Genomic DNA, 26,130 nt, shown 5'->3' with positions numbered 1-26,130 from the left:
AGCGCCGTGACCACTCCCGCCGCGATCTGCGACGAGGCGCCAGAGCCCCTGGCACTGTCGATCTGGGACCCGATCCACCTCGGGGTCGACGAACACGGCCAGCCGGTCCGGGCGACGCTGACCTACCGGAACCTGCTCGTGGCCGGGGAGCCGGGCGCTGGCAAGTCGGTCGCACTGAACCTCCCGGTCGGCCATGCCGCCTTGTCGACCGACTGCGACCTGTGGCTGTTCGACGGCAAGCTCGTCGAACTCGGACTTTGGCGCACTTGCGCGGAACGCTTCGTCGGCCCTGACCTCGATGACGCCATCACCGCGCTCAGTGACCTTCAGGTCGAGATGGACCGCCGGTATGACCTCCTCGACGCGCAGCGCCGCCGCAAGATCACCCCCGACGACGCCGCGCACGGCATCTCGCCCGTGGTCGCGGTGTTCGATGAGGTCGCCTACTACTCGGCCACCGTCGGCACCAAGTCCCAGCGCGAAGCCTTCTCCGTGGCCGTGCGCGACCTCGTCGCCCGCGGTCGCGCCGCCGGCATCATCGTCGTCGCCGCCACCCAGCGGCCCAGCTCGGACATCATCCCCACCTCGCTGCGGGACCTGTTCGGCTATCGGTGGGCGTTCCGCTGCACCACAGACTCGTCCTCGGACATCGTGCTCGGCGCCGGGTGGGCCACCCGCGGGTACACCGCCGCCGCCATCGCCCCCGAAGACAAGGGCGTCGGGCTTCTCCTGGCCGAAGGCGGCGAACCCCGTCGGATCAAGTCCGCGTACCTGTCCGACGAGCAGGTCTATGCCCTCGCCGACCGCGCCACCATTCTGCGCGCCGGGTGGGCATCGTGAACGCCCCCGCCCGCCGGGAGCCCGTGCAGCTCGCGCCCGCTGCCGACCCGGTGGACGACGGCCAGCCGCTGCTGTTCCGGCTGTGCGCGGCGAACATCGCCCCGGTCATGGACGCCGCGGCGGTCGTGCTCGTCGTCCGCCTGACCGTCCTGCCCGACACCACCGTGGAAGTGATCCTCTCCCCGGACGAGGCCGACCTGCTCGGGCGCGACCTGCGAGCCAACGCTCGCTATCTCGCCAGCCGGGACCCCAGCATCGACACCTCCCGCTGGGACCGACGATGACCACCACCACGGGGCCCGCCATGCGGCCAACGGGGGCGACGGTCGACGAGCTCGCCGCCCGCCGGCTCGCGAAGGCGGCCGGGTCGGTGTCGTTCGACGAGCTCGCGGCCTCCCTCACGCGGGACTACGACGCCTGGACCGCGCACGTGGCCGGCGCCGCCGGCTGCTCGCACCCTATCCGGCTCGTGGGCCTGGTCCAGCACGTCGAGCAGGCGACCGGCCGGGTCACCGGGGAGCGGCACACCACCGACATGCCCGACGGGGTGCTCTACACCCCGTGCGGCAACCGCCGCGCCTCCGTCTGCCCGGGCTGCGCGGAGACCTACCGCGCCGATACTTACCAGCTCGTCACCGCCGGCCTGGTCGGCGGCAAAGGGGTCCCCGCCAGCGTGGGCGAGCACCCGTGCGTGTTCCTGACCGCCACCGCCCCGTCCTTCGGCCCCGTGCACACGCACCGCACCGACCGCGCCGGACGCCCCGCCCCGTGCCGGCCGCGCCGCGACCTCGAGCACTGCCCCCACGGTATTCCCCTGGCCTGTTTCCAGCGTCACGACGACGACGCGGCCGAGCGGGGACGGCCGCTGTGCCTGGATTGCTACGACCACCCGGCCCAGGCGGTGTGGAACCTGCACTCCGGGGAGCTGTGGCGCCGCACCATGATCGCCGCCCGCCGGGCGGTCACTGCGCTCGCGAAGCGACACGGCATCAAGCTGCGCCTGTCCTACACCAAGGTCGCCGAGTTCCAGCACCGCGGCGCCGTGCACTTCCACGCCCTCGTGCGCCTCGACGGGCTCGAGCCCCGCGACCCCGACGCAGTCATCCCGCCCGACCCCCGCGTCGGCGCCAACCACCTCGCCACCATCCTCCGAGACGCCGTCGTCGAAACCCGGTTCACCACCGCCAGCCACCCCGCCCGCGAGCAGGGGTGGCCGGTCGTGTGGGGCGAGCAGGTCGACCCCCGTCCCGTCCGGCTCTCGCGGCTCGACCTCGATGACGCCGGAGAGATCACCACCACCGCCGTGGCCGGCTACCTCGCCAAGTACGCCACCAAAGCCGCCGAACTCGCCGGCCACACCTCGCGTCGGCTGCGCCCCGACACCGTGCGAGACCACGCCACTCTCGACACCCACCCCGGCCGACAGGTCGACGCTTGCTGGCACCTCGGCACCCGCCCCGAACGCGCCGACGCCAAGGAATGGGCCGCCGGCTGGGGCCGGCTCCAGCGCTGGGCGCACATGCTCGGCTTCGGCGGCCACTTCTCCACCCGCAGCCGCCGCTACTCCACCACCCTCGGCGCCCTTCGCCGGGCACGCCGGGAATGGCGCCTCGCCCAGCACCAGCACGGGCCCGACCAGGACGACGAGCCCGGCGACGAGGACAGAACCGAGATCGTCGTCAGCTCTCTGGCCTACGCCGGCATCGGCTGGCACACCAGTGCCGACGCCCTGCTGGCGAATACCTCGGCCGCCAACGCGCGAGCGCAACGACGAGCCGCGCGCGACGAACTCGACTCGATCACCGCATGACCACGGAGAAGGAGAAGGACAATGCAGGGCGACGAACTGCTGAAGAAGCTGGCCGACCGCTCCGACGACCCGGTGTCGTTGAACGACATTCCGGCGCTGCAGGTCTACACCGTGCGCCAGGTCGCCGCGGCTCTCGGGATCAACCTCGGGATCACGTACGAGCTGATCCGCAAGGGCGAGATTCCGGCCAAGCGACTCGGCCGGCGCTGGCTCGTGCCGCGTGAGGCCTTCCACGCATGGCTCTCCGAGGTGTCGGCGGTGGCCTCGTGAGCATCCACCGGACCCCGGAAGGCACTTATCGGGCCAAGTGGCGCGACCCGTCCAACCGTCAGCGATCGAAGAACTTCACGACCAGACGAGAGGCCAAGACGTTCCTGGCCGAGCAAGAGACGGCGAAGGCGCGAGGTCAGTACGTCGACCCCCAGGCTGGCCGGCTCCGATTCGCGGTGCATGCCCAGGCCTGGCTCGACAGCCGCAACAGCGAGGCGACGACGCAGGCCCGGGACGCATCGATCATGCGGACCCACGTGCTCCCGCAGTGGGAGCACTGGCAGCTCGCGAAGATCGATCACCTGTCGGTACAGAGGTGGGTGACGCAGCTGGCAGGGCGTCGCTCCCCCGCCACTGTGGCCGAGGCGTACCGGCTCACGTCGTCGGTGCTGCGATCTGCGGTCAGGAACCGGCTCATCGCCTTCAACCCCTGCGAGGAGGTACGGCTCCCTCAGCGGCGTAAGCACGACCACGACGACCGCGTGATCGCGAAGGAGGACCTGTCAGAGCTACTGCTGCCCGCCGTGCCCGAGCGCTACCGGGCGTTCGTCGCCACCGCCGCGTGGGCCGGGCTGCGTTGGGGTGAGATCGCCGGTCTCCGGATGGACGCGTTGGACCTCCACCGCCGCCGGCTCCGGGTGGTCCGAGTCGTGGTGGAGGTCAGCGGCACCACGGCGTTCAAGCCCTACCCGAAGTCCGGCGCCGGGCGACGAACCGTGCCCTTGCCGGAATGGCTCACTACGATGATCGGCGACCACACGGCGCGGTTCGGGGTCGGTGATCACGGCCTGGTGTTCCCCAACGCGGTCGGCAAACCGCTGCGCCGGACGCTCTTCCGCTCCCGCGTCTGGCGTCCCGCGCTGGTGCGGGCGGGACTACTCGGCCAGGTCGCCGAGATCGACGGTCACAAGTTCGAAGCCCACTGGACCGACGAGGACGGCGAGTCCGTCGTCCAGGTCTGCGGGTCCTACGACGAGGCGGTGAAGGTAGCCGCTCGGGAGGCCGGCGCCGCGTTGCGCTTCCACGACCTGCGCCACTCCTACGCGACGTGGCTCGTGGATGACGGAGTCCCGCCGAACATGGTGCAGCGTGTGATGGGCCACGAGAACGTGACCACGACGCTGCAGCTCTACACGCGGCGCACCGAGCACCATGACCGCATCCTCGACGCCCTTGGCGGCGGGCAGGCGCCGGCTCGGGAGGACGACGAGGACGGGCCCGACGATGACGACGAGGACGGCCCGGCCGGCTCGCTAGCGATCATCAAGTGAGGGCCGATGTTCCCGAAGTGCTCCCGCTGGAACGGCGAAGGCCCGACCCCAAGGTTCGGGATCGGGCCTCTGACCTGCGGTGGGCGATACTGGGATCGAACCAGTGACCTCTTCGGTGTGAAGGTCCCCCGGGTTACCCGCGGCGTGCCGCGCGGTGTCACGGATGAGCCCTGGAGCTGCGGTTTCGTGCCGGATCGGCTCGTCGTTGTCCGGACCCGTCTGCGGGCTGTGTTCGTCGCGTGTTCGTCGTCGGCCCGTCCGCTCGACGGTGCCCACGTAGGTCACCCCGGGCGCCCTGGCCCGTCCAATGGCGGCGCCTGACCCGTCGTCCCGAGTCGCGCAGGAACCGGTGGTGCCTCGTCGCCGCCGGCTGTCACGCGACCCTCGGGGCGCTCACGTCCATCCGTACGTCGGGACGCCGGCTGCGCGGCTCATCGCCTCCAGCGACCGCGGCCCGGTCAAGCTGCCGAAGGTCAGGCAGACGTCGGCGCCCGCCTCGAGCATCCGCCGGTGCCGGCTCTCGACCACGGTCCCCGCCGGTTGGTCCCAGTCGAACTCCCACCGCTCGACCCGTCCGCCCCAGCGCCGCCAGCAGCGCGCCGCCAGGTCCTCGGCGCCCTCCGGGCACGCGCCGGTGACGAGTGCGGCGTCGGGCTCCCACACATCGGCAAGCGCGGCCATGAGGGTCTGCCCGTCGGTCCAGAACTTCGAGCCGGCTACGAGGACTCGCATCCCGGCCACCTCCTACGCCCGTGAGATCGGCGGGGCGGCGGTGCGCGCCCCGGGTGGGGTCCGTCCCGGCCCCACCGCGCCTGCGGGCCCTTCGGCCGTCGGAGGCTCGCCAGCAAGGGAGGAAGCCAACGATCTTCATCGGCCCCTCGTCCTGATCCGCGGCGCTCGTCGACGGCCGGCCGGTGAAGATGGTTGGCGGCCCTTGCTGGTGAGGGACGGCCGTACAAGCTCGCGTGCCGCCGCCCCGCCCCGCCATAGGCGGTTCCTCCGGGGTCTCGGCCGCGCGGCCTTGAGCAGCCCCACGGCTGGTGAGTCGGGCGCGCGAGCTCTCCCCGGCGTTCTCCGGGCCGGGCTGCTCTACGTGCTTCTCGCCGTGGTCGTGGTCGCCGCTGCCGTTGCCCCGCCCGGCCCTCGGGCCGGGCGCGCGCCGCGGGTCGAAGACAGGAGCGGAAGCGTGCCCGGCCCGGAAGGGCCGGGCACCGGCGCGCCAGCGCCGGCCTACGCCACTGGAGGTGATGCACCGTGAGCGCACCGCGCCTTGGGAATGAGGGGTTTAGCTCCCCCGCCCCGAACGACACCGCCGCCGGGCCCGCTCCGGTCGCGGTGCCGCCCCCGGACGACGCCGACGTGCGGTGGGCGGTGCACCGCGCGATGTGGAGCGTGTCCCCGCTGCGCAAGGTCCGCACCTGTCGCCGGTTCCGGTTCGACGCCCAGGCCGAGGAGCTGCCGCTGCGCGGGCTCGAGACCGACGACCGCGGCTCCCTCGACGTCGGCGTCGGCGGCCTGCAGACCTGCGCGACCTGGCACTCGTGCGTGTGCTGCGGCGCGAAGATCGCCGTCGGACGCGCCCGCGACCTCGCACACGCCTTCTCGGTGTGGGAAGCGCTCGGCGGCACCGTCGTGCTCGCGACGTTCTCCGCCCGCCATCACCTCGGGCACTCGCTGCGCACCCTCGTGCAGGCACAGCGCACCGCGTGGAAGCACGTGACCAGTGACCGGCCGTGGCGCCGGCTCAAGGAACGGCTCGGGGTGCGGTTCGTGCTGCGCGCCTTCGAGTGCACCGTCGGCGACGAGGCCGGCTGGCATCCGCACATGCACGTGTTCCTGCTCTGCGATCCCCGCGAATGGACCACCAAGAAGGTCCCGTGGGGCACCGAAGGCCGTACCCGCACCGTGCTTGACCAGCCCATCGGTGATCCGGTCGGCATCACCACTCCCTACGCGGAAACCGTGCTCGCCGAGTGCTGGGAGCGCTGGTGCGAGGGCCTGGCCGAACACGGTCTCGACGCCATCAGCTACGTCTTGCGCGGCGGACAGCAGGAATCCGCCGGGTTCGACGTCAAGGTCCTGGACATCGGCCCCGACACCAGCAGCACCGAGCTGGCCCGCTACCCGTTCAAGATGGCGCTCGAAGCGGTCGGGTCGGTGTTCAAGCACGGCCGGCAGGAGCCCGGCCGCCGCCACCGCACCCCGTTCGAGGTCATGGAGTCTTGCGCCGTCGCCATAGCTGAAGGCGACTACCAGGCCGCCGAGGCCGACGCCCGGCTGATCGGCGAGTGGTCGAAGACGGCGACCGAGATGCGGTTCCGGCAGTGCCAGTGGCCCCCGCTGATGCGCGGCTGGTTCGCCGAGAAAGCCCGCGAGCTCGGCATCGCCGGCCCGCTGCTCGAGGACGAGGCCACCGAACAGGAACTCGCCGACGCCGAAGAGCTCGGCACCGAGACCGTCGCCTACATCTCCGTCGCCGACTACGGCTCCGTCGTGGCCTACGAGCTCGACACCCTCAAGGCCGCCGGCCGCGCCGGCGGGATGCCCGCCATCGTCGCCTGGTTCGACCACCGCGGCCTGGCCCTCGACCTCACTGACCACGGCACCCGGCTACACCACAAGCGCGCCGGCGCGGACCCACCGCCACCGTCCGTCCCATATCCGCAGGCGGCCTGAAGGAGATCCCGACTGATGCCTCGCAGCCTCGATCCCAACCGCACGCTCGCTGCCCGATTCCCTGCCCTCGCCGCTCAGTGGCACGCCGAGCGGAACGGCCGAGGACCCGCCCGGTACGCCCCGGACACGATCCTGGCCAGCTCGTCGGCCGTCGTGTGGTGGCGCTGCTCAGAGGGCCACGAGTGGCAAGACAAGGTCGCCACCCGCACCGGCATGCCGAAGTGGAAGAACGGCGACGTCGCCGCCTGCCCCGAATGCATCCGCTCACCCACCCGGCTCACCGTCCACACCTACCCCGGGTGCGGACACACCCTGACCGTTCAGCGCAGGAACGCCGAAAAGGACCAGCAGAACTGCTGGGACTGCGGCGGCGACCCCGACCCCGCCAAGGACGTCGCACGCCGCGAGCACACGCGAGCCTCCGCCCTCGCCAGCTACTATCGGCATAAGGAGCGCGGGGGCTTGCTGTCCGACAAGGAGCGTGCTGCCCAGCGGGCTCTCGTCGGGTTCCTGAGTCGCGCAGCCGTCGAGATATCTTACAGAGGTCTCACTTGGTGGCGAGACGGGGCGCTCGCTGAGACTCACCGCGTGACCACGACAGAGAGTCTCTCTGCGTGGCTCAGCGCCCTTTACGTTGAGCACGAAATAGCTATCCGTCGACCTCGCCCGGGCACCCACGCCGCTCAAATCGGCGTGCATGTCCGCAGGTACGAGGTCTACAATCTTGCGCAGTGGGCGCCGACTTTCGTGACCAACGTCGAGGCGGCATACAGCTCCGTATATAGCGAGCTTTAGAGTCACGGACCGACCGTCAGGTTGAGCCCTCCTTCGTCGCGTATCCGCACTACGGGCCAGCTAGAAGAGGCCAGTCCCCTGGAGAGAAGGGTCCTCATCCGGAACGTCGCGAATTCGCGAGCCCGGCGCCCACGCTGCCTTTGAACGACGCCACTAGCGCTGCCTTATTACGGTCTGCCAACCGCCCCCGAGCCACCTCGAGAAGAAGTCTGCGGCTGCCGGCAACATGTCCGCAGTCGTCCGAGATTGAAGCTCGCCGTTTTCCTTTCCCATCAGCACGTGCCAATACTCCCGACGGCTTGCTCTACCCGCATCGATATCCGGTTCAACAGCAAAAGCATAGTCTGTTACAAAAGCCGCTAAGAGTCCCTGCAAAGTACGGTCCACTGCAGTTGAAAACGGATAAGCACGCACGAAGCGGTCCTGCGCAGAAAGGAAGTAGCGCTCGCCGGGAGCCACCACAGCCCACGGTGGCCGAATTGCTAACAGCGCCCTCACCAATAGAATCCTATCTGAATCGATGGGTACGCTCTTGCGGAACTTGCCATGCGACACCTTTCGAGACCGGGCCATGGCGAGGAGAATCTTAGTGGCTAAGGGCTGAGTGAGGGCCCACTCGGCCTTATTCGCAATAAAGATCCTTCTCACGTTCCGCGCGTCGAGGAACTCGGCAAACCCCATTTCGCCGGTTTCGAGAAGATAATCAGATATCCATTCCGCGTACTTTGCGACACTGCGCAAGTCGGCCACTCTGTCGATGGTTTGGCGAAATGCATCGACCTCGCCCTCCCAGAACGACACGCTGCGAGCAGTCGAGTTTCCCCTCATCCGAGCAAATCCGTCTGGATAAGCAGCCAGCGCTAGCACTTCCAGCTGCATAGTCGACGCCTTCCATTGGCGCGACTCCATATAGTTCTCCAACTGGCGCTGCATCTCGCTCGAGATGGTTGCAAGATTCTCGTCGGCCGCAGCCATCAAGTCGTATAACGGCCCGTGGGAGGGAGACTGCTCCGGGAAAGACGGAACCTTGCCCTTCACCTCGTGACTCGTTGAAAAGGACTCGAAAGCCCTCGCAACGACTTTACGGGTAATAGCAGGAGAAGGAACCACGAAGTCTAGAGATCGCGCCAGGAACGAGAGGACAGCCTGACGCTGGCTGTCAACCGTGGTGGAGGCAGCATCAAGTAACTTGGCAGCGAAAACCTCTCCTTCACTCTCGGAGTCGTCAAAGAGCATCTGAAAAGCCATTTGGGAGATAATATCTCGTTCAGCGCGCTCTATTCGCGGAATGAGAGCCTCGAACAAGTCATGACCACTGCGCATATCTCGAAGCAACTTCTTGGCCGCGAAGTACTCAAGGAATGTGCGATGTGTGAAACCGTAAAGCGGCTCAGTTTTGGTAGAGCCAACATCGGTCAGGACCCAGGCTCGTCCCGTGAACCAGTCTACAAAGCTAGTCGCGGCAGCACTGGCTTCGTCATAATCCTCGAACCGTCGGGGATGCAAGAAATGAGATATAAAGGAGATCAACTCTGATCGACGAACACCCTTCTCTCTATCTGCGCTGCCTAGAATCCACTCAGCCATTGCATATATTGCAGGTTTCACGGCAGATTCAGCCGGAAGTCGAACAAGAAGACGGCGATCGCGATCCCAGCGCTCGATGAGCAGCGTGGAGCATTTCTCGTACAGCTCTGGACGGTTCTGTGGTATGAAGCCTTCAACTGTATAGACACTACACATGAGCGCCAGCATCAATGGGTTTGTTCTGATATCAGGTACGTGTGCGCTATCGCGGTTGAATGCCGCAGCCCGGTCAGCTGACGACGACGAAGCCCCTGTGTCGTCAAAGGTGAACCACTTTTGCGCGTAGTCTCGGACGGCGCCATCGTCAAACGCATCGAGGTCAACGCGCGTGAACTGCGAAGGGTCTAGTGGCGCTGCAATGTAGCCGATCTTTCGAGACGTGACGATGACTCTAGCGCGATAGAAGCGGTTGGCAAATGAGTCTATTGCCCCCGCAACTCGGACACGCAGCGCAACGTCAACCAATTCGTCGAGACCGTCGAATACTACCGTTAGGCGTCCATTTAGGAGGAGATACTCGACTGACTCGACATCTGTTCCTACATTGTACTTCGAGCTGCATGAGTGCAGCACGACTTCCGATAACGAAGTATTCGCGGCCTCTAGGCTTGTGATGTGATCCCTTAAAATTACCATGACTGGTGTGGGGCTGCTTACCTTTGCCTCACTTGATCTCGCTGTTCCGTTAAGACATATATAGGAGGCCAACGTAGTCTTACCACCACCTGGATCACCTAGAATTACCAGGCGATGGTGCCGCTCAAGACTATCGATGGATGGTGCAAGCGAGCCGTCGCCATAGTGAAGCCGTGGTCGGACATATAGCTGTTCAAGCGGCACCCACCGGGTTGATCCCAGCTGGGGGAGCCTAATCTTCTCGTGTCCGAATGCTACCTGAGGACGGAGCGCATGCTCAAAGTCGTTAATCGGCTTAAGGGATAACACGCGTGAGAGGTTGTTGAGATGGCCTTCAGTTCTTTGGAGAGCGAGGTCCAACTTCGGCAGCAGCTGTGCAAGACGGGCCCTACCCACCTTCGTCGCAACTTCCGTGGCTACGATAGATGCAGCGACGTTAGCTGAGACATCTCCGTACAAAGCGAGAGCGATTTTCTGTGTTGCAGCTCTCGGCTGTGACGGGAGGAGCAGACGAATGCGCTCCGACAGCTCCTCGCGATATTTGTCAACGTGAGGATCGCTCTTCCTCGCGATGATCGAGTTACTAAACAGCCTACGCGTGTAGTCCTCGAACTCTGATCCCTCAATGAAGGCCACGAGATCGCGGCTCTCAGCCAATGTTAGATCCTGCAGCTCCGAATCGATCTCTTTCTCGATCTCAACGGCAGCCTGCTCCTTTACCTCCCGACGAAATAGAAAATCGGAGAACGACGAACCGAGGACGGAACCAATAATCCTTCCAACAGCCGTACCTACAACCTTGCTGACTGCTGCACCAAGCTCTATCTGCAATGTCCCCCCGCTCTCTAACGCCTCCTGGCCAACTGGCACCCACGCATCTTCTCTTACAATTCAGGTGCAATCATGGGCAGGTCGGCCAACGTCGTGATTACGATCGTTGGAGTAACGTCAGGGAAGCCCTCTTGGTCGAGGATATAGCCCCACGGTCCTCTCTTGATCAACGCGGTTCTTAGTCCGACCTGGGCAGCAGGTGCAATGTCGTTGTCGAGCCGGTCGCCGACATAGAGGATGTCCCCCACGTGGTGACCTGAAACAGCTGCAAGTTTATCGAAGAATGCTTTGTCAGGCTTAGACACCCCCCAGTCGTCAGAAGTTGCAATGTGATCTGCGGGTAGGTTTAGCTCGCGGATGAAACGTCCAGCCCGGTCGGTCTGATTCCCTGCAATACCTACTGTGTAGCCAGCTTCGCGCAGGGTAAATAGGCATGGCCGGACGTCGTCGTACAGGTCGCGGGCGTTGAGGTACTCCCCGAGCCCTGAGTCGATCCGCTCCTGCCGTGCCTTCTGAAGGTCGAATCCAGGCTGGAAGTGCTGAAAGACCTCGCGGTAGTCACCACCGCGCGCGATCACGGCCCCGAAGACGGCTGAGAAGGTGTGCCGTGGGACTCCGAGCCAGTCCGCCCAGGTGCCGTACTCGCGGGTCTCGTCGATGAGGGCTTCGCCGACGTCGAACCAGACGGCGCGGATGGTCACTCCTAGGCCTCCTCGAGTTGCAGCGTGCTCAGTCGCTCGGAGAACCCCCGCACGGCCGGCGTCGAGCTGTGCGGGGAAACGAGGTCGTGGAACTCCCGCAGACGGCCCGCGCCCGTGGCGTAGCCGGCGCGCCGGAGCTCGTCCGTGGCATCGACGGCGACCGAGCAAGCCTGCTCGAGGTCGCCCGCGTGGTAGTGCACCGTCGCGAGGTCGGCGAGGAAGACGGAGCGCTGCTTGATGGCCGACAGAGGCAGGTCCAGGGCCTCGGTGAGCTCGGACGCCGCGGCGTCGTAGCGGCCGGCTTGCAGGTTGGCGTAGCCGGCGAAGCCAGCGAGGCGGTTCACGTCGTAGTAGTCGAACCATCGAAGGTCGGCGTTGATGGACGACCGCGAATAGGCCGTCTTCGCCGCGTCGATCGCTCGGAGGGCCGACGAGTGGTCGCCGGCGTGAGAGTGGAATTCCGACTCGATGGCGAACGCCCACGACTTTAACGGTCCGTGAGGATCGAGGTCGATCTGCTGGCGCGCACTTTCGAGGTATTGCAGAGCAGAGGTCATGCTGTATTCGGCCGCGGGGATGAACGCCATGTGCCCCAGGGCGGCCGCCGCCTGGTGCCGGTCGCCGGCTTCGGATGCGGCCTCGACGGACAGGTTGTAGAAGCCGCGGGCGGACATGGCGTCATCGAAGTCGAAGAACGACAGGCGGCCGGCCAAGAGCGCCACCCGCGCACGGTTCGCCAGGAGCTTGGTGCGTGCGAGGTGGTCCTTCGTCCCCCGGATGGCATCCGAGACCGCGTCCAGGTGTGCCAGCACCGGCCGGATGAGGGCGCTCGGGCTGGCCGAGTGGTAGAGGGTCTGGTAGCGGTCGGCGAGGTCGTCGAGGTCATGAACTGAGCCCCTGACCGGGGGCGAACCGGGACCGACCAGCCGCGACACAGCCGGCGAGACGGGGGCCAGTCCCAGGAGCTTGACCAGGGTTCGCCGGCGCATCAGCTCGTCCCTCCACACGTCCGCCATGCGGCTCTCGAGGATCGTTGCTGCTGGCCCGAGCTGCTCGAGGAGGGCAGCGGTCTCACTGATGACTCCTGCGAGGTCGGCGTCGGGCTCGTCGGAGGCGACCATAGAGGAGGCCGCCGGAGCCGGCGCAGCGATGGAGAGGCCGAGTGTCGCAGCGTCGGTCTCGAACAGCACGCACAACAAGTCACGGTAATACGGGCTGACGCCTTTCTCGCCGCGTTCCCACTTCGACACCATGTCGGCGTTCACGGCCGCAGACCTGTCGCGGTACTTGTGGTGAGCCAAAACCTGGAGCTGTTCAGCAACAAAGCGCTGAGTCCAATGACGACGGCGACGAGCGTCCTTCAGTACGCACTGGGCGTGAGTTACAGACATTCCGCCATCACCGCCGCGTCGGATCGCTGTTACGCGGTACTATTCTAGACGACGTGGTCCGCGGATGGGGACTAGTTCCGGGACTAGTTCGGGACTGGCGTTTCGGACTACGGGGTCGTGGAGATTCGGGCCAACCCTGGAGGCATGTTCGAGTTCAACGCACCCATCGACACCAGCCAGCTGCAGGCCATCGCCACCGGCCACGCACAGACCATGGAGCGCTGGGAGGACACGCCGCAGGGTCGGCGGTCCTCGGGCCAGCCGCTCATCGACGAGGCGACCGGCGCGCCGGTACGCATCTTCGACGTCATGCTCCCGACCGGCCGCGACGGGCGCCACGAGCTCCACGGCGTCCGCATCACCTCGCACGAGGCCCCGGAGCTCACGCCGTACTCGGCGGTGGAGCTGCCCGGCCTCCGGGCGAAGGTCCGCCAGGCCCGCAACGGCGCCAAGGGCGTCGACGTGTCGTTCTCCGCCGACGGCATCGCGCCGGCCGTCGGCTCGGTCCCGCGCCCGACACGACGCCAGGCCGAATCCGAGGCGGCCTGAGATGGGCTGGCAGCAGCACGCGGCGTGCCGAGACACCGTCCCTGACCTGTTCTTCCCGACCTCGGACGACTTCACCGCACCAGAGGCAGCCCGTCAGCTCCTCGTGGCGGGCGCAGTCTGCGGACGCTGCCCGGTCCGCCGGGAGTGCCTCACCTACGCCGTGGAGTCCGGCCAGGCGCACGGCATCTGGGCCGGCCACACCCCGGCCGACCTGCGCGCGATCCGCCGCCAGCGCGCGGCCGGCGTCCCGGACCCCGTGGTCGACGCCGACCCGATGTGCCCGGGGTGCTCGCTGCTGTTTGCCCTGCCCGCCCTCGACGGCCAGCTGTGCTCGGCGTGCGCCGAGCGCCAGGAGAAGGGGGCCTGAGCCATGTCCGAGCTGCATCACCTCCGACCCGTCCGGCCCTCCGACCACCGCACCGCCGGCGGTACTGGCTTCCTCGGCCGGCAGCGAGCCCGGCGCGCGCAGCGCGAGTACGAGGCCTCGATCCTGACGTTCGCGTCGGCGGTGAAGGGCGAGTTCCGCGCCGCGTGCGAGGGACTGCACATCTGCCACTACGTCTCCGTCGCGGCTGGGCTCACCGTCCGCACGCCCCGCGTGGGCGAGGTCCGACCCGGACCACCCTTGTCGTTCACGGTTGAGCTGCTGCCCGGCCAGGAGCCCGGCGATTTCACCGCCAAGGAGAACGGCCCGCGTCTCGCGCACTCCCTCGGCGGGCACGGATTGCGTGTCGAGCCCATCGCCGGCCGATGGGTGCGACTCGTGGTCCTTGCTCATGACCCGCTGGCCGACGGATTCGGACTTCCCTCCCTCACGGTCGCGGCCGGCGCGGAGTCGGTGGTCCTCGGGCGGACCGAAGGCGGGATCACGCTCGGCCACGCGATCACTGATCCCGCACACCTCGCCGTGCAGGGACAGAACGGCTCGGGCAAGTCCGCGTTCTGCTACGGGCTGCTCTCGCAGCTCGTCGCCGCCCCCGATGTCCTTATCGCCGGCTCCGACATCACCGGCCTCCTGCTCGGGCGTGCCTTCGACGACACCGCGCACCGTCCTCATCAGGTGGTCGGCACGAGCGACCTCGGCGCCCACGCCGTCCTGCTCGAGGACCTCGTCGCGGAGATGGATCGTCGCCTCGAGCACCTCCCGCCGCGCCAGGACAAGATCGAGCCGACGACTGCCACGCCCACCGTCCTCGTCGTGCTCGAGGAAGTGCCGGGCCTGCTCCGGGCCGCCGACGGCCTGCCCAAGCCCAAGCGTGGTGACGGCATCCCGGTCGGTGACCGCATCCGCACCGCGATCCTGCGACTGCTGAGCGAGGGCCGGAAGGCCGCGTTCCGGGTGCTCATGCTGGCCCAGCGATTCGAGGCCACGGCCGTCGGCGGCGGCTACGCCCGCGATCAGTTCGCGCTGCGGCTCTCGTTCCGGGTTCCGGCGGACTCGCTAGCGATGCTGCACGGCGACGACGCCCGACGCCTCGGCCAGGAGCACGCCAACGCCGACCCCGGCATCGCGTACCTCTCCGGGCTCGGGCGCGACTGCGAGCGCATCCGCGTGCCCTACCTCGGCGACTACGGCGAGTACGTCGACCGCGTCCAGCGCTCCGGACGGCGGGCGCCCCGATGAACCTTCTCGCCATCGTCGTCATCGCCGGGCTCGTCACGGCGCTGCTGATCAAGAGCCGTCGCGCTGCGCCGGCGCTCGTGTCCGGCGTCGTGACCCTCGTCCTGCTCTTCGCCGCGTTCCCCACGCTCGGCCCGGCGGTGTCGAGCTCGGCCGGGGAGTTCGCCCGCCAGCTCGGCGCCGCCACGGATCGCGCCGCCGACGTCCCCGCCGCCGCGGAGACGGGAGGCGAGCAGCCGTGAGCGCCGAGACCATGCACCGCCGCCTCGACGACGCCTCCGAGGCCGTCCGTGCCGCCAACCACGTCCGCCTGGACGAGACCACGACCGCCGGCCACGCCTACGACGTCGTCGGCACTCTCGACGAGCTCGTGCACCGCATCCCTCACGTTGTGGAGCACCTCGCTGGCGCGCTGCGTCGCACCGACGCCGCCGGCTACCGCGACGACCGGGGCCACGACCCGATCCGCGCCCTGTTCGCGGTGCAGGACGAACTCCGCGACGCCCGGGCCGCTCTCGACGTGGCGGGCCGCCATCTGGCCACCGCCCACAACCACCTCGGCCACCTCGGCCGCGTGATGACGGAGGACTGAGTGATGAACGGGCACGAGCTGTTGACGAAGCTGCGCGATCGGGAGGACCCGACGTCGTTGAGAGACATCCCGGCACCGCAGGTCTACACGGTGGCCCAGGTCGCCGGGCTGCTCGGTGTCGGCCGCGGGACGGCCTACGAGCTGATCCGCGCCGGGAAGATTCCGGCCAAGCAGATCGGGCGGCGGTGGATCGTCCCGCGCGAGGCATTCCACACGTGGCTCTCCGACCTAGAGGCCTCGGCGTGAGCATCCACAAGACACCGCGGGGCCGGTGGGAGGCCAAGTGGCGTGATCCCTCGGGGCGCCAGCGGTCCAAGAACTTCCCGACCAAGCGTGAGGCCAAGGACTTCCTCGCCGAGATGGCGACGACCCTGCGTCGCGGCAACTACGTCGACCCGCACGCCGGCCGCCAGCGATTCGAGACCCATGCGCGGGCGTGGCTCGCGAGCCGCAACGACGAGGCGACCACGAAGGCCCGTGACGCGTCGATCATGCACAACCACGTGATCCCGCAGTGGGGGTCGTGGCAGCTCGGCAAGATCGATCACCTGTCGGTGCAGGGCTGGGTGACCGAGCTCGGGACCCGCCGCTCCCCCGCCACAACCGCCGAGGCGTTCCGCCTCACGTCCGCCGTGCTGCGCTCGGCGGTCCGCAACCGACTGATCGCCTTCAATCCCTGCGAGGACATCAGGCTCCCGAAGCGGCGCAAGCACGACCACGACGACCGCGTGATCTCGCGGGAGGACCTGAGCCGGCTGCTGCTCCCCGCCCTCCCCGAGCGCTACCGAGCCTTCGTCGCGACCACGGCCTGGGCCGGTCTCCGGTGGGGTGAGGTCGCCGGCCTCCGCGCCGACGCGCTCGACCTCGAGGCCGGCAGGCTCCGAGTGATCCGCGTGGTCGTGGAGGTCAGCGGCAACACCGCGTTCAAGCCCTTTCCGAAGTCCGCCGCCGGCCGCCGGACCGTGCCGCTGCCCGCGTGGCTCGTCACGATGATCGGCGAGCACACCGACCGGTACGGGCTCGGGGACCACGGGCTCGTCTTCCCGAACGCCGTTGGCAAGCCGCTGCGCCGCACCCTCTTCCGGTCCCGGGTGTGGCGGCCGGCGCTGGTTCGGGCGGGGCTGCTCGGGGAGGTCGCCGAGATCGACGGTCACAAGTTCGAGGCGCGGTGGACCGACGAGGACGACGACGAGGACTCGGCCACCTGCGGGTCGTACGACGAAGCCGTGAAGGCGGTGGCGCGGGAGGCCGGTGCCGGCCTGCGCTTCCACGACCTGCGCCACTCCTACGCGACGTGGCTGGTCGACGACGGGGTGCCGCCCAACATGGTGCAGCGGGTCATGGGCCACGAGAACGTGACCACGACGCTGCAGCTCTACACCCGGCGCACCGAGCACCACGACCGCATCCTCGACGCCCTCGGCGGCCTGCCCACGCCCGCGGCCGACGACCCCGCGCCGACGAGCGCGGACGGCGACGACGACCCCGACGAGGAGGACCCAGGAGTGGTGACGCCGTGAGCCATGTTCGTCAGATGTTCGTTATCAGGGCCCGGACACGAGAAAACCCCTGGCCTGTGGCTCCGTGTGGGCCTGTGACCAGGGGTTTTGCTGGTGGGCGATACTGGGATCGAACCAGTGACCTCTTCGGTGTGAACGAAGCGCTCTCCCCCTGAGCTAATCGCCCGCAGCGCACACGAGCCTAGACCATCAGACGATCGGGCTCTGCAGCCAGGTCCAGTGTCCGAGGCCCACCAGCTCGGCGACGAGACCGAAGGCACCGAGCAGCCAGAGCGTCGCGAGCACGATCGCGCAGGTCAGCAGAGCCAGCAGCGCCTTGACGACGACGTGCTGGCGGCTCACCCACGCCATCCAGCGGTCGTAGTGGCGCCGGGCGAAGCGCAGGAGGCGACCGGCCCAGGTGAACTCGGTGGCGAGGATGCCGAGGCCCGCGAAGACGATCAACCAGCCGGGGCCCGGGTAGGGGATGGCGATGATGCCGAGGATCAGCACGATCGTGCCGATGACCCCGATGCCGACCCGCCAGGCCTGGTTCATCCTCGGCTTGGCCCGCACCCGCGCCCGGAAGTGCCGCAGCCGCGTGCGCAGCGTGCGGTGGCGCGGCGCCGCGGTCGGCGTCGACCGCTCCCGCTCCGTCGGCTGGGTCGGCTGAGCCGGCGGTGCCGCCTGCGCGGTCGCCGTCGACTGCTCGGCCGGTTCGCTCAACGTCCCACCTGCCCACTCGCGACGACTCTGGTCGGCGAGGCGGGCGCGGTCCGGCCGGGCTCGAGCGAGACCGCGAACCCGGCGTACGGCACCGCCTCGGGCGTCGAGGGTACGGAACGGACGTCCGGACCCTGTCCCCCGATGTCGAACGTGCCGAGCGGGCGTGGGGTTCCGTCGGCGAGGCCCCAGAGGACGTAGACCTCGTCGCTCCCGTTGGGGCCGAGACCCGTCGCCAGCACGCGGCGTCCGGTGCCGTCGTCGACGACCACGCCCACCAGCCCGCCCTGCGGCGTGGCCAGGACGGCGTGCGGCACCCCGGGCGTCCCGGCGTCCGCCAGCACGTCCGTGATCGCCGCCTCGCGCTGCGCCTGGGCCGCCGCCGCGGCCTGGGCGCTGTCGCGCTCGGCGCGCAGGGACTGGTTGGCCGCGGTGAGCCCGCCGATCGCGATCACGACGACCACGGCGGCCGCGGCCGCGAGCCAGCGGGTGGCGCGGCGGCGGCGGGGCGCGAGCGGGACGACGGTCCCGTCGTCGGTGTCCCCGGCGTCGTCGGCGTCGTCCCTGGCGTGCCTCGGCGCGGTCGATCCGGAGGACGACGGCTCGGCGGGCTCCGGACGCGAGGAGCGCGAGGAGCGCGAGGAGTCCGCCGTCCGCGACGGCGGCACCGGCCCGGGCACGATCCCGGCCTCCTCCGCCTCGGCGGCGTCGAGGAGCCGCTGGCGCAGCCCGGCCGGGGGGTCGACGGGCTCGACGGCACCCGCGAGGTCGCCGAGGACCGCGGTGGTGTCGTCGACGGTGCGCCGGCAGACGGGGCAGCCCGCGAGGTGGGCGCCGAACGCCGTCTCCTCGTCGTGGTCCAGCGCGTGGAGGGCGTGGGCGACGGCGAGGGCGTCGTGGTCGGCGGTGTGGTCGGCGGGCGCGCCGGGGGCGGCGTGGTCGCTCATCGCTCCTCCCCCTCCACCTCGACGTGCGGGCCCAGCAGGGCCCGGAGCTTCTGTGTGCCGCTGAACATCCGGGACTTCACCGTCCCCAGCGGGACGCCGACGAGGCTCGCCACCTCGCGTTGCGTGTAACCCCCGAAGTAGGCGAGGGCCAGCGCCTCGCGCTGCTCCGCCGGGAGCTCGGCGAGCGCCTCGCGCACCTGCCCCGCGATCACCGCCCCGAGCGCCGCCTGGTCGGCACCCGGTCCCGCGGGTACGCGCCACTCCGCGCCGTCGGGTCGGTCGGCACCGTCGGCGGCGACGGTGCGCCGGCGGCGGGTGGCCTCGCGGCGCACGGCGTCGACGGCCCGGTGGTGCACGAGGGTGAGCAGCCAGCTCGACACCGCCCCGCGGGTGGGGTCGAAGCGCGCCGGCTCCCGCCACACCACGAGGAACGCCTCCTGCACCACGTCCTCCGCCAACCCCTCGTCCACGCAGATACGACGGGCGAGGGAGTACGCGGGCCGCCCGAAGCGGTCGTAGAGCTGCGCGAGGGCTTCCGTCTCGCGCCGGCCGATCCGTTCGAGCAATGTGGCATCGGTCACAGCACCGTCGCGGGCATCGTCACGCTCCGGAGTCGCCTCGGGGACTCCTCGCGACGCGTCCGTCACTGGTCGGACCTTTCCTCCGCTGGTTTGTCCGGGTCAGACGGCTGTCAGGCTAGTGCTCCCGTGGCGGAGGTGGACGCCCGCCCGGGGAGGGTGGTTCGTTACGGAACCGAACCGGGTAAGCGCCTGTCCGAGTGCTCGTCCGGTGTGATGCGTGAGTGAGCCGGGTGAACCGGCGTCACAGGGTCGTCCGCCAGTCGTTTCCCCCGACGACAGCAGCGTGCGAAAGGCAGCCTCATGCTCAACGACCACACGACGATCCGCTCCACGGCGGTCTTCGACCTCGTCGGCCCGCCGAACCCGCCCGTGCCCGTCCAGGTCGAGATGCGGTACGACACGCGCGACCCGTACGCCGTGCAGGCGGCGTTCCGGACCGGCCGCGCCGGCTGGGTGGAGTGGGTCTTCTCGCGTGACCTGCTGACCGAGGGGCTCCTGGGCGCCTCCGGTGCCGGCGACGTCCGCATCCGCCCGGCCGACGGCGACGCCGAGTCGATCGAGATCGAGCTCAGCTCGCCCTCGGGGCACGCCACCTTCCGCGCCGCGAGCCGTGAGGTGTCGGAGTTCCTGACCCGCACCCACGAGATCGTCGCCCCCGGGTGCGAGGACGACTGGCTGGACCTGGAGCACGCTCTCGGACTGCTGCTGTCGAGCGACCCGAGCTGACGAGCCCCCCCCCCCGCGATGAGCGGGGGGCGCACGATGCAGTAGTGTTCTCTTCGTCGGCAACGGCGGGTCGGAGATCAGCAAGACTTCCGACACCCGCCGGCCACACGCGGACGTAGCGCAGTTGGTAGCGCATCACCTTGCCAAGGTGAGGGTCGCGGGTTCGAGTCCCGTCGTCCGCTCGGGAGGCTCTCGGCTGTACTACACCAGGTGAGCCGGACGACCTCCGGCCTGGCGCAGTGGCCGAGTGGCTTAGGCAAGGGCCTGCAAAGCCCTGTACGCGGGTTCGATTCCCGCCTGCGCCTCGGGCGATTAGCTCAGTGGGAGAGCACTACCTTGACACGGTAGGGGTCACTGGTTCAATCCCAGTATCGCCCACCCCGGAAAGCCCTGGTCAGAACCCGAGAACGGGTCGAGACCAGGGCTTTCGTCGTTCCTCACCCCGCAGCCGGGGCACCACCGGCCGGAGCAGCGTCGGGCGCCCGGTCGGTCGTCGGCGGGTGGTCGCCGTGGCGGTGCACGATCCGCCACTCGCCGTCCTCACGCCGGTAGACGTGGGTGACGCGCAGCGTGTAGGTCGCCGGAGACCCGTCGACGACGACGGTCTTGTGCTCGAACCCGACCGTGTAGGCGAGGTCGCCGCTCGCCCCCGCCGCCACCAGCTCGAGGTCGAACGCCCGGACGTCGGTGAAGCGGCCGGCGAGCCACCGGGCCACGGCGTCGACCGCGTCCCGGCCCCGGCGCACCCGGGCCGCGGCCCCGAACAGGGTGACGGGGTCGCGGCGCGACCACGTCGCCGCCCGCCCGCTCGCGTCACCGCGGCACAGGGCGCGGTCCGCCGCGAGCTGGCGCGGCAGCATCTCGTCCAGGAACTCCTCGACCTCGGACATCCCGACCCCTCCGATACAGTCGGACTTGGTTCAATACAGAGAGGGTGTATCGGATGGCCGAGGGCGTCAAGAGGCGGTACGACTCCACCCGCCGTACGGCGCAGGCCCACGAGAACCGGCTCCGGATCCTCGAGGCCGCGCACGCGCTGTTCGTCGCGCAGGGCTACGGCGCCACCACCGTCGCCGAGGTCGCGGCCGCGGCCGGGGTCGCCCCGGAGACGGTCTACGCCGCCTTCCGCACCAAGCTGACCCTGCTGCGCCGCGCCTGGGACCTCGCCGTCGGCGGCGACGATCGCGAGGTCCACCTCCTCGAGCGACCCGAGCTGCGCGAGGTGTTCGACGAGCCCGACCTCCGCGCCCGTCTCGCCCGGTTCGCCCGCGTCAACACGGCGATCATGCAGCGGACGGCCGGGCTGCGCCTCGCCGTCGAGCACGCGGCCGACGGCGACCCCGCGGCCGGCGAGCTCCTCGCCGAGATCGATCGGGCGCGCCTCGACGCCATGGGCGTCCACGCGCGGGCCGCGGCGGCCACCGGTCGGCTCGCGGTGCCGGAGGCGACGTGCCAGGACGTCCTCGTCGCCACGACCGACGGCGCGCTGTGGCGCACCCTCGTCGAGCGCCGGGGCTGGTCCGACGAGGACTACGCCGGCTGGCTCGCCCGGCTGTGGGTCGCGACGCTGGTGGAGGGTGTCGACGTCGGGGAGTGAGCACGGCTGCGCCGTCTCGGTGACGACTCGTGCTGCCGATCTCGGACGGTGCCACGCTGGGTGACCTGCACCACACCGTTCCCGGAGGAGGTCCCCCCGATGGCGATCGACAACCCGCGCGAGGCCGACCAGGTCTGGATGGACCTGTTCAACAAGGGTGACCTCGACGGGCTCCTGGACCTGTACGAGAAGGACGCGCTCCTCGTGCCCGAGCCGCGCGGCACGGCGATCGTCGGCCCCGAGGCCATCCGCGAGTGGATGACCGGCTTCCCGCTGCGGGACCCGCAGATCGATCTCCGGACCCATGCCGTCCACGAGCGCGACGCCGAGGCCATCGTCTACTCGGACTGGACCATGACGGGCACCGGCGACGACGGTCCCACGCGCATGGACGGCCAGGCGATCGTCATGCTGCGCCGGCAGACCGACGGCAGCTGGCTCCTGGCCTTCGACGACCCGTTCGCCCAGCGCTGACCCGAGGGGCCCGCTCGGGGGACGATGGTGCGATGACGTCCTCCGAGCGGTCGCCCGCCGAGCTCCCCGACGACGCCGGCGGGGACCCGGCGTGCTGGATGCACCGGGTCTGCGACGAGTGCGGCCGGCTCGCCGACGAGGACCCGCCGACGACCTGCCCGGGCTGCGGTGCGCGGCTCGAGGCCGTCTGACCTCGGGAGCGATCTCAGGGAGTCCTCAGAGCCTCCCGGAGGGTGATCCGTTCCGGTCCGCGCCCGGTCTGTCTAGGATCACGAGCCGTGACGATCGACGTCCCGCTCCCCCGGTCGGGCGATGTTCGGCGGCCCGCGACGCCCACGGCACCGCGCGGCGTCGTCGCGCCGGGCACGTTGCGTGTCCTGCGGATGCTGGCCGCCCACCCGGAAGGGGTGGACCTCGCCGCGCTCGGCGGGCACCTCGGACGGACGAGCACGGGCGTGCTGCCCGTCGTCCAGGGCCTGCTGCGCACCGGGCACGCGGAGCGCACCCCGGCGGGCGCGTACCGGCTGCGCCCCGGCCCGCGGTGGGGGGCCGCGCCGGGGGCGGCGGGCTCGCCCGCGGTGCCGCTGTCCCGCGAGCTGCCCGCGGTGCTCTCGGAGGCGGTCGGCGAGCTCTACCGGCGCGCCCGCGCGTGGGCGTACCTCGTCGAGTGGGCCGACGACGACCACCTCGACGTCGTCGACATCCGCGGCCACCAGGGCCTCGGGCTGGTCCCCGAGCTCCCCGCCCGCATCCCGCCGTCGATGGCGCACGCGCTGGCGGTGAGCAAGGTGCTCGTCGCCCACGCCCCCGACCGGCGCGCGCGGCTCGACCCGCAGCGCTGGACGGCCTACACGCCGTGGACGATCACCTCGCCCGCGGCCTACGACGCCGAGCTCGCCCGGGTGCGCCGGGACGGCTACGCGCTCGACCGCGAGGAGTACGCCACCGGGTTCGCGTGCGTGTGCGCCCCGATCGCCGACCCCGGCGGACGGGTCAGCGCGGCGATCGCCGTCTCGCTCCCGGCGTCACGCCTGCGCGCGGAGCAGGACCGCCTCGTCGCCGACGTCACCGACGTCGCCCGCACGGCGCACCGGCGCTGGTACCGCTAGCTCTCGTCGTAGCGGTCCGCTTCCTCGGTGCGCTGCTTCGCGATCTCCAGCGCGTGCTCGGCGGTCTCCTTGTCGGGGTACGGGCCGAGGCGGTCCGCCGCGCGGCAGCCGTCCCACGGCTCCACCCGGTGGTGCTTGAGGCAGTAGTACCACTCGTTCTCGTGGGCCACGGGCACATGCTGGCACGACCATGCGTGCGCGTGCCTCACACCTCGCCGGGCGCGACCCCGAGGACGGCGAGCCCGGTGCGCGCCCACACGCGGGCGGGGCGCGGGCGGCCCTCGACCACCGCGGTCACCGTGTAGTGGTCGCGGACGTGGGCGTCGAACAGCGCCAGCAGCGCGGTGCCGTCGCGGCGCCGATCGCGCGGGGGCCGCAGCAGGAGCGCCTCGACCGGCACCGAGACGTGCGCGGCGAGCCAGGACGCGACGACGGCGCGCTCGTCCTCCGGGCGCGGCGAGCAGGCGATCACGCGGTGCCCGGCGCCGGCGAGCGTGCGCACCACCGCGACGGCGGCGTCGACCGGCGCGCCGTCGGGCCCGGTGATGCCCTCGACCACCACGAGCACGGCGGGCGGGGTGCCGGGCACCGGCCGGTACGGCGCGCCACCGGCCGAGGACAGGCGCCCCGGCTCGCCGAGCGGCGCCGGGCGGCCGGTGTCGGGGTCGAGGAAGCGGGCGGCGAGGTCGCGCAGCATCTCCTCCCCCACGCGCTCGACGGCGGGGCGGGCCGCGTCGCGGCGCACGCACTCCTCGACGTCGGCCACCACGTCCTCGACGTGCACCCCCGCCCCGCACGCGGCGGCCAGCGCGAGCCAGCGCCGCGCCGGCCCGGCGCGCAGGTTGGTCGCGTCGACCACGACGTCCACGCCGTCCTGCAGCGCCCCGCGCACGAGGCGCCACTCCGCCTCGGAGATCCGCCGCTCCACGGCGTCGACCGGCGCCGCGTAGGTGGGGTCGACCATGCTGCGCCGCAGGTCGTCGCGGTTGACCCGCAGGATCGAGCCCGGCCGCCGCGACGCGACGAGGGCCCGCGCCCACGTCGACTTCCCCGAGGCCGGCAGGCCGCGGGTCAGGTACAGGGTGGGGCTCAGGCCGGCCGCGGGCGGGTCGCGGCGAGGACGAGGTCGGCGACGAGCGCCGGGTCGTCGCCCATCGGGACGTGCCCGCAGCCCGGCAGGATGTAGACCGAGGCGTCGGGCAGCGCGCGGCGCAGTCGACCCGACTGCCAGCGCGGCAGCAGGAGGTCGCGTGAGCCCCAGCCGACCGTGGTGGGCACCGACGACCGGGCCGGCGGCACCCACGTGTCGAGGTGCCGGAGCATCGTCGCGAACGACCGGCGCGGGTGGCTCAGGCCCTGGAGGTCGGCGCCGATCTCGGCGGGGTCGATGCGCGAGGGGTGCGCCAGGAGCAGGCCGACGAGCGCGGTCCGCAGCACGGGCGAGCCCAGCATGCGCTCGAGGCGCGCCGACGGGATCAGCGCCAGCGCGGCGTGCGCGCCGCCGAGGATCGCGCGGGCGTAGGTCCGCTCGAGCCCCGACCAGAAGCCGGCCGGCGAGAGCGCCGTCGCCGAGCGCACCGACCCGCGCGCCGCCAGCTCGAGCGCGACCAGCCCGCCCAACGAGTTCCCGACGACGTGCGGGCGGTCCAGGCCCTGGGTCCGGCAGAACGCCTCGACCGCGTCGGCGAGCGGGGCGATGTCGCCGCCGTAGTCGCCGGGCAGGTCGGGCGACTCGCCGTGGTCGGGCAGGTCGATCGCCCACAGCTCCCGCTCGCCGGCGAGCAGCGGCACCACGCGGTCCCAGCCCTGCCGCCGGTGGGTGATGCCGTGCAGGAGCAGGACGGGCTCGCCCGTGCCGGTGCGCGTGTGCGCGAGGTCCACGGGTCAGTGCTCCCTCGGGTGGATGACGACCTTGCCCGTGACGCGGCGCTCGGCGAGCTCGCCGATGGCGGACGCGGCCTCGGCCAGCGGGTAGGTCGCGCTGATCGGCGGGGCGAGCCGGCCGCTCGCGACGTCGTCGCGGATCGCGTCCCACTGCCGGCGCATGAAGCCCGGGCGCTTCGACGCGTAGGCACCCCAGCCGGCGCCGACGACGGAGGTGTTGTTGAGCAGCAGGCGGTTGACCTTGACCGTCGGGATGTCGCCCGCGGTGAACCCGACGACCGCGAGGCGCCCGTCGTCGCCCAGGCTGCGCAGCGAGTCGGTGAAGCGGTCGCCGCCGACCGGGTCGACGACGACGTCGACGCCCTGCCCGCCCGTGAGCTCCCTGGCGGCGTCCTTGAAGCCCTCGACCGGCACCCAGTGGTCGGCGCCGGCGGACGTCGCCACCTCGCCCTTGCCCGCCGAGGACACCACGGCGATCACCGTCGCCCCGCGGGCCTTCGCGAACTGGATGCAGGCCACACCCACGCCGCCCGCCGCGCCGTGCACGAGCACCGTCTCCCCCGCCTGCAGGTGGGCGCGGGTGTCGAGGACGAAGTGCGCGGTCAGGTAGTTCATCGGCAGGCCCGCGCCGACGTCGAACGAGACGCCGTCGGGCAGCGGGAAGACGGTCTCGGTGGACGACGCGACGGTGGTGGCGAAACCGCCGAGCACCGGCAGCGCGGCCACCCGGTCGCCCGCGGCGAACCCGGAGCCGTCCGGGGCCTCGCGCACGGTCCCCGCCACCTCGCTGCCGAGCAGGAACGGCAGCTCGGGGCGCATCTGGTACTGCCCACGCGTGAGCAGCAGGTCGGGGAAGACGACGCCGGCGGCCTCCACGTCGATGAGCACCTGGTCCCCGCCGGCCTTCGGCTCCTCGACCTCGTTGACCTCGACCGCCTCCGGTCCGTCGAGCCGGACGACCTGCACCGCGCGCACCGCGACACCTCCCCGCGCCTGGAACCGTCAGTCGGGACGGTTTCT

31 protein-coding genes and 4 tRNA genes are annotated in these 26,130 nt (G+C 70.3%); 22 read left to right on the top strand and 13 right to left on the bottom strand.

Annotation, left to right across the window (positions count from 1 at the left end):
* Nucleotides 1-6 precede the first annotated feature (6 nt).
* The 5 genes from PH190_RS17180 to PH190_RS17160 are packed head-to-tail and all read left to right on the top strand — an operon-like array spanning nucleotide 7 to nucleotide 4,191.
* Nucleotides 7-840 carry an FtsK/SpoIIIE domain-containing protein gene (locus PH190_RS17180; protein WP_274232747.1) on the top strand — a complete coding sequence of 278 codons (834 nt, stop codon included), beginning with the start codon at nucleotides 7-9 and terminating at the stop codon, nucleotides 838-840.
* Nucleotides 837-1,124 (top strand): hypothetical protein, encoded by a 288-nt coding sequence (locus PH190_RS17175; RefSeq protein ID WP_274232746.1) that lies wholly within the window; start codon nucleotides 837-839, stop codon nucleotides 1,122-1,124. Before PH190_RS17180 ends, PH190_RS17175 begins: the two co-directional genes overlap by 4 nt.
* A complete protein-coding gene (locus PH190_RS17170; protein ID WP_274232745.1) occupies nucleotides 1,121-2,650 on the top strand; it encodes a replication initiator in 1,530 nt (509 codons plus the stop codon). The genes PH190_RS17175 and PH190_RS17170 overlap by 4 nt, the downstream gene beginning before the upstream one ends.
* 21 nt (nucleotides 2,651-2,671) lie before the next feature.
* A complete protein-coding gene (locus tag PH190_RS17165) occupies nucleotides 2,672-2,920 on the top strand; it encodes a helix-turn-helix domain-containing protein (RefSeq protein WP_274232744.1) in 249 nt (82 codons plus the stop codon).
* Complete coding sequence (locus PH190_RS17160; protein WP_274232743.1) at nucleotides 2,917-4,191, top strand: tyrosine-type recombinase/integrase; 1,275 nt, start codon at nucleotides 2,917-2,919, stop codon at nucleotides 4,189-4,191. Before PH190_RS17165 ends, PH190_RS17160 begins: the two co-directional genes overlap by 4 nt.
* 393 nt (nucleotides 4,192-4,584) lie before the next feature.
* On the opposite strand, the gene PH190_RS17155 is transcribed toward PH190_RS17160, so the two are convergent.
* Entirely contained in the window at nucleotides 4,585-4,923 is a 339-nt protein-coding gene (locus tag PH190_RS17155) for an SLOG family protein (RefSeq protein WP_274232742.1), read from the bottom strand.
* A 603-nt stretch (nucleotides 4,924-5,526) separates the two neighbouring features.
* On the opposite strand from PH190_RS17155, the gene PH190_RS17150 reads away from it, so the two are divergent.
* Nucleotides 5,527-6,867 carry a hypothetical protein gene (locus PH190_RS17150; RefSeq protein WP_274232741.1) on the top strand — a complete coding sequence of 447 codons (1,341 nt, stop codon included), beginning with the start codon at nucleotides 5,527-5,529 and terminating at the stop codon, nucleotides 6,865-6,867.
* 15 nt (nucleotides 6,868-6,882) lie between these two features.
* Entirely contained in the window at nucleotides 6,883-7,662 is a 780-nt protein-coding gene (locus tag PH190_RS17145) for a zinc-ribbon domain-containing protein (RefSeq protein WP_274232740.1), read from the top strand.
* 153 nt (nucleotides 7,663-7,815) lie between these two features.
* Here the strand turns inward: PH190_RS17145 and PH190_RS17140 are convergent, their stop codons facing one another.
* The 3 genes from PH190_RS17140 to PH190_RS17130 are packed head-to-tail and all read right to left on the bottom strand — an operon-like array spanning nucleotide 7,816 to nucleotide 12,682.
* A complete protein-coding gene (locus PH190_RS17140) occupies nucleotides 7,816-10,755 on the bottom strand; it encodes an NACHT domain-containing protein (protein ID WP_274232739.1) in 2,940 nt (979 codons plus the stop codon).
* A 14-nt stretch (nucleotides 10,756-10,769) separates the two neighbouring features.
* Nucleotides 10,770-11,417: an HAD family hydrolase gene (locus PH190_RS17135; protein WP_274232738.1), complete on the bottom strand. Its 648-nt coding sequence runs from the start codon at nucleotides 11,415-11,417 to the stop codon at nucleotides 10,770-10,772.
* Nucleotides 11,418-11,419: 2 nt separating this feature from the next.
* Nucleotides 11,420-12,682 carry an NsdA family TPR-like regulatory protein gene (locus tag PH190_RS17130; protein WP_274232737.1) on the bottom strand — a complete coding sequence of 421 codons (1,263 nt, stop codon included), beginning with the start codon at nucleotides 12,680-12,682 and terminating at the stop codon, nucleotides 11,420-11,422.
* Nucleotides 12,683-12,952: 270 nt separating this feature from the next.
* Between PH190_RS17130 and PH190_RS17125 the strand changes: the two genes are divergently transcribed.
* The 7 genes from PH190_RS17125 to PH190_RS17095 are packed head-to-tail and all read left to right on the top strand — an operon-like array spanning nucleotide 12,953 to nucleotide 17,090.
* Nucleotides 12,953-13,357, top strand: a complete 405-nt coding sequence (locus tag PH190_RS17125) for a hypothetical protein (protein WP_274232736.1) — start codon at nucleotides 12,953-12,955, stop codon at nucleotides 13,355-13,357.
* Between the two features lies 1 nt (nucleotide 13,358).
* Nucleotides 13,359-13,724, top strand: coding sequence for a WhiB family transcriptional regulator (locus tag PH190_RS17120; RefSeq protein ID WP_337993825.1), 366 nt, complete (start codon nucleotides 13,359-13,361; stop codon nucleotides 13,722-13,724).
* A 3-nt stretch (nucleotides 13,725-13,727) separates the two neighbouring features.
* The gene (locus PH190_RS17115; protein WP_274232735.1) at nucleotides 13,728-14,981 is read left to right on the top strand and encodes a hypothetical protein; all 1,254 of its coding nucleotides are present in this window, start codon (nucleotides 13,728-13,730) and stop codon (nucleotides 14,979-14,981) included.
* Nucleotides 14,978-15,220, top strand: a complete 243-nt coding sequence (locus tag PH190_RS17110) for a hypothetical protein (protein WP_274232734.1) — start codon at nucleotides 14,978-14,980, stop codon at nucleotides 15,218-15,220. Before PH190_RS17115 ends, PH190_RS17110 begins: the two co-directional genes overlap by 4 nt.
* On the top strand, nucleotides 15,217-15,570 hold the full coding sequence (locus PH190_RS17105; RefSeq protein WP_274232733.1) for a hypothetical protein: 354 nt from the start codon (nucleotides 15,217-15,219) through the stop codon (nucleotides 15,568-15,570). Before PH190_RS17110 ends, PH190_RS17105 begins: the two co-directional genes overlap by 4 nt.
* A gap of 3 nt (nucleotides 15,571-15,573) precedes the next feature.
* Nucleotides 15,574-15,816 (top strand): helix-turn-helix domain-containing protein, encoded by a 243-nt coding sequence (locus PH190_RS17100; RefSeq protein ID WP_274232732.1) that lies wholly within the window; start codon nucleotides 15,574-15,576, stop codon nucleotides 15,814-15,816.
* Nucleotides 15,813-17,090, top strand: coding sequence for a tyrosine-type recombinase/integrase (locus PH190_RS17095; protein ID WP_274232731.1), 1,278 nt, complete (start codon nucleotides 15,813-15,815; stop codon nucleotides 17,088-17,090). The genes PH190_RS17100 and PH190_RS17095 overlap by 4 nt, the downstream gene beginning before the upstream one ends.
* 91 nt (nucleotides 17,091-17,181) lie before the next feature.
* On the opposite strand, the gene PH190_RS17090 is transcribed toward PH190_RS17095, so the two are convergent.
* The 4 genes from PH190_RS17090 to PH190_RS17075 form a co-directional block, all read right to left on the bottom strand.
* Nucleotides 17,182-17,256: transfer RNA gene (locus PH190_RS17090), tRNA-Val, on the bottom strand.
* Between the two features lie 23 nt (nucleotides 17,257-17,279).
* Nucleotides 17,280-17,795, bottom strand: coding sequence for a TIGR02611 family protein (locus PH190_RS17085; protein ID WP_274232730.1), 516 nt, complete (start codon nucleotides 17,793-17,795; stop codon nucleotides 17,280-17,282).
* A complete protein-coding gene (locus PH190_RS17080) occupies nucleotides 17,792-18,739 on the bottom strand; it encodes an anti-sigma factor domain-containing protein (RefSeq protein WP_274232729.1) in 948 nt (315 codons plus the stop codon). Before PH190_RS17080 ends, PH190_RS17085 begins: the two co-directional genes overlap by 4 nt.
* A complete protein-coding gene (locus PH190_RS17075; RefSeq protein WP_274232728.1) occupies nucleotides 18,736-19,320 on the bottom strand; it encodes a sigma-70 family RNA polymerase sigma factor in 585 nt (194 codons plus the stop codon). The genes PH190_RS17080 and PH190_RS17075 overlap by 4 nt, the downstream gene beginning before the upstream one ends.
* Nucleotides 19,321-19,620: 300 nt before the next feature.
* Between PH190_RS17075 and PH190_RS17070 the strand changes: the two genes are divergently transcribed.
* The 4 genes from PH190_RS17070 to PH190_RS17055 all read left to right on the top strand — a co-directional run bounded on the left by PH190_RS17070 (nucleotide 19,621) and on the right by PH190_RS17055 (nucleotide 20,424).
* Complete coding sequence (locus PH190_RS17070; protein ID WP_274203592.1) at nucleotides 19,621-20,046, top strand: SsgA family sporulation/cell division regulator; 426 nt, start codon at nucleotides 19,621-19,623, stop codon at nucleotides 20,044-20,046.
* Between the two features lie 109 nt (nucleotides 20,047-20,155).
* Nucleotides 20,156-20,228: transfer RNA gene (locus tag PH190_RS17065), tRNA-Gly, on the top strand.
* Between the two features lie 51 nt (nucleotides 20,229-20,279).
* Nucleotides 20,280-20,351, top strand: a tRNA-Cys gene (locus PH190_RS17060).
* Nucleotide 20,352: 1 nt separating this feature from the next.
* Nucleotides 20,353-20,424, top strand: a tRNA-Val gene (locus PH190_RS17055).
* Between the two features lie 59 nt (nucleotides 20,425-20,483).
* Here the strand turns inward: PH190_RS17055 and PH190_RS17050 are convergent.
* Nucleotides 20,484-20,936 (bottom strand): YybH family protein, encoded by a 453-nt coding sequence (locus PH190_RS17050; protein ID WP_274232727.1) that lies wholly within the window; start codon nucleotides 20,934-20,936, stop codon nucleotides 20,484-20,486.
* Nucleotides 20,937-20,989: 53 nt separating this feature from the next.
* On the opposite strand from PH190_RS17050, the gene PH190_RS17045 reads away from it, so the two are divergent.
* From PH190_RS17045 to PH190_RS17030, 4 genes are all read left to right on the top strand, one after another.
* Nucleotides 20,990-21,643: a TetR family transcriptional regulator gene (locus tag PH190_RS17045; protein ID WP_274232726.1), complete on the top strand. Its 654-nt coding sequence runs from the start codon at nucleotides 20,990-20,992 to the stop codon at nucleotides 21,641-21,643.
* Between the two features lie 99 nt (nucleotides 21,644-21,742).
* Nucleotides 21,743-22,117, top strand: coding sequence for a YybH family protein (locus PH190_RS17040; RefSeq protein WP_274232725.1), 375 nt, complete (start codon nucleotides 21,743-21,745; stop codon nucleotides 22,115-22,117).
* A gap of 32 nt (nucleotides 22,118-22,149) precedes the next feature.
* A complete protein-coding gene (locus PH190_RS17035) occupies nucleotides 22,150-22,308 on the top strand; it encodes a hypothetical protein (RefSeq protein ID WP_274203588.1) in 159 nt (52 codons plus the stop codon).
* A gap of 87 nt (nucleotides 22,309-22,395) precedes the next feature.
* Entirely contained in the window at nucleotides 22,396-23,226 is an 831-nt protein-coding gene (locus PH190_RS17030; protein WP_274232724.1) for an IclR family transcriptional regulator, read from the top strand.
* Here PH190_RS17030 and PH190_RS17025 read toward each other — a convergent pair.
* From PH190_RS17025 to PH190_RS17010, 4 genes are read right to left on the bottom strand one after another with little or no spacing between them, the layout of a single operon-like run.
* Complete coding sequence (locus tag PH190_RS17025) at nucleotides 23,223-23,396, bottom strand: hypothetical protein (RefSeq protein WP_274232723.1); 174 nt, start codon at nucleotides 23,394-23,396, stop codon at nucleotides 23,223-23,225. The two genes, PH190_RS17030 and PH190_RS17025, sit on opposite strands and share 4 nt — an antisense overlap.
* Before the next feature lie 35 nt (nucleotides 23,397-23,431).
* Nucleotides 23,432-24,301 carry an AAA family ATPase gene (locus tag PH190_RS17020; RefSeq protein ID WP_274232850.1) on the bottom strand — a complete coding sequence of 290 codons (870 nt, stop codon included), beginning with the start codon at nucleotides 24,299-24,301 and terminating at the stop codon, nucleotides 23,432-23,434.
* 14 nt (nucleotides 24,302-24,315) lie between these two features.
* Nucleotides 24,316-25,107, bottom strand: a complete 792-nt coding sequence (locus PH190_RS17015) for an alpha/beta fold hydrolase (RefSeq protein ID WP_274232722.1) — start codon at nucleotides 25,105-25,107, stop codon at nucleotides 24,316-24,318.
* Nucleotides 25,108-25,110: 3 nt separating this feature from the next.
* Complete coding sequence (locus PH190_RS17010) at nucleotides 25,111-26,085, bottom strand: NADPH:quinone oxidoreductase family protein (RefSeq protein WP_274232721.1); 975 nt, start codon at nucleotides 26,083-26,085, stop codon at nucleotides 25,111-25,113.
* Between the last annotated feature and the right edge of the window lie 45 nt (nucleotides 26,086-26,130).

Origin of the sequence: Actinomycetospora straminea, from assembly GCF_028737255.1 — a bacterium.
Taxonomy (GTDB): domain Bacteria; phylum Actinomycetota; class Actinomycetes; order Mycobacteriales; family Pseudonocardiaceae; genus Actinomycetospora; species Actinomycetospora straminea.
This window is presented reverse-complemented; position numbering and strand designations above follow the sequence as displayed.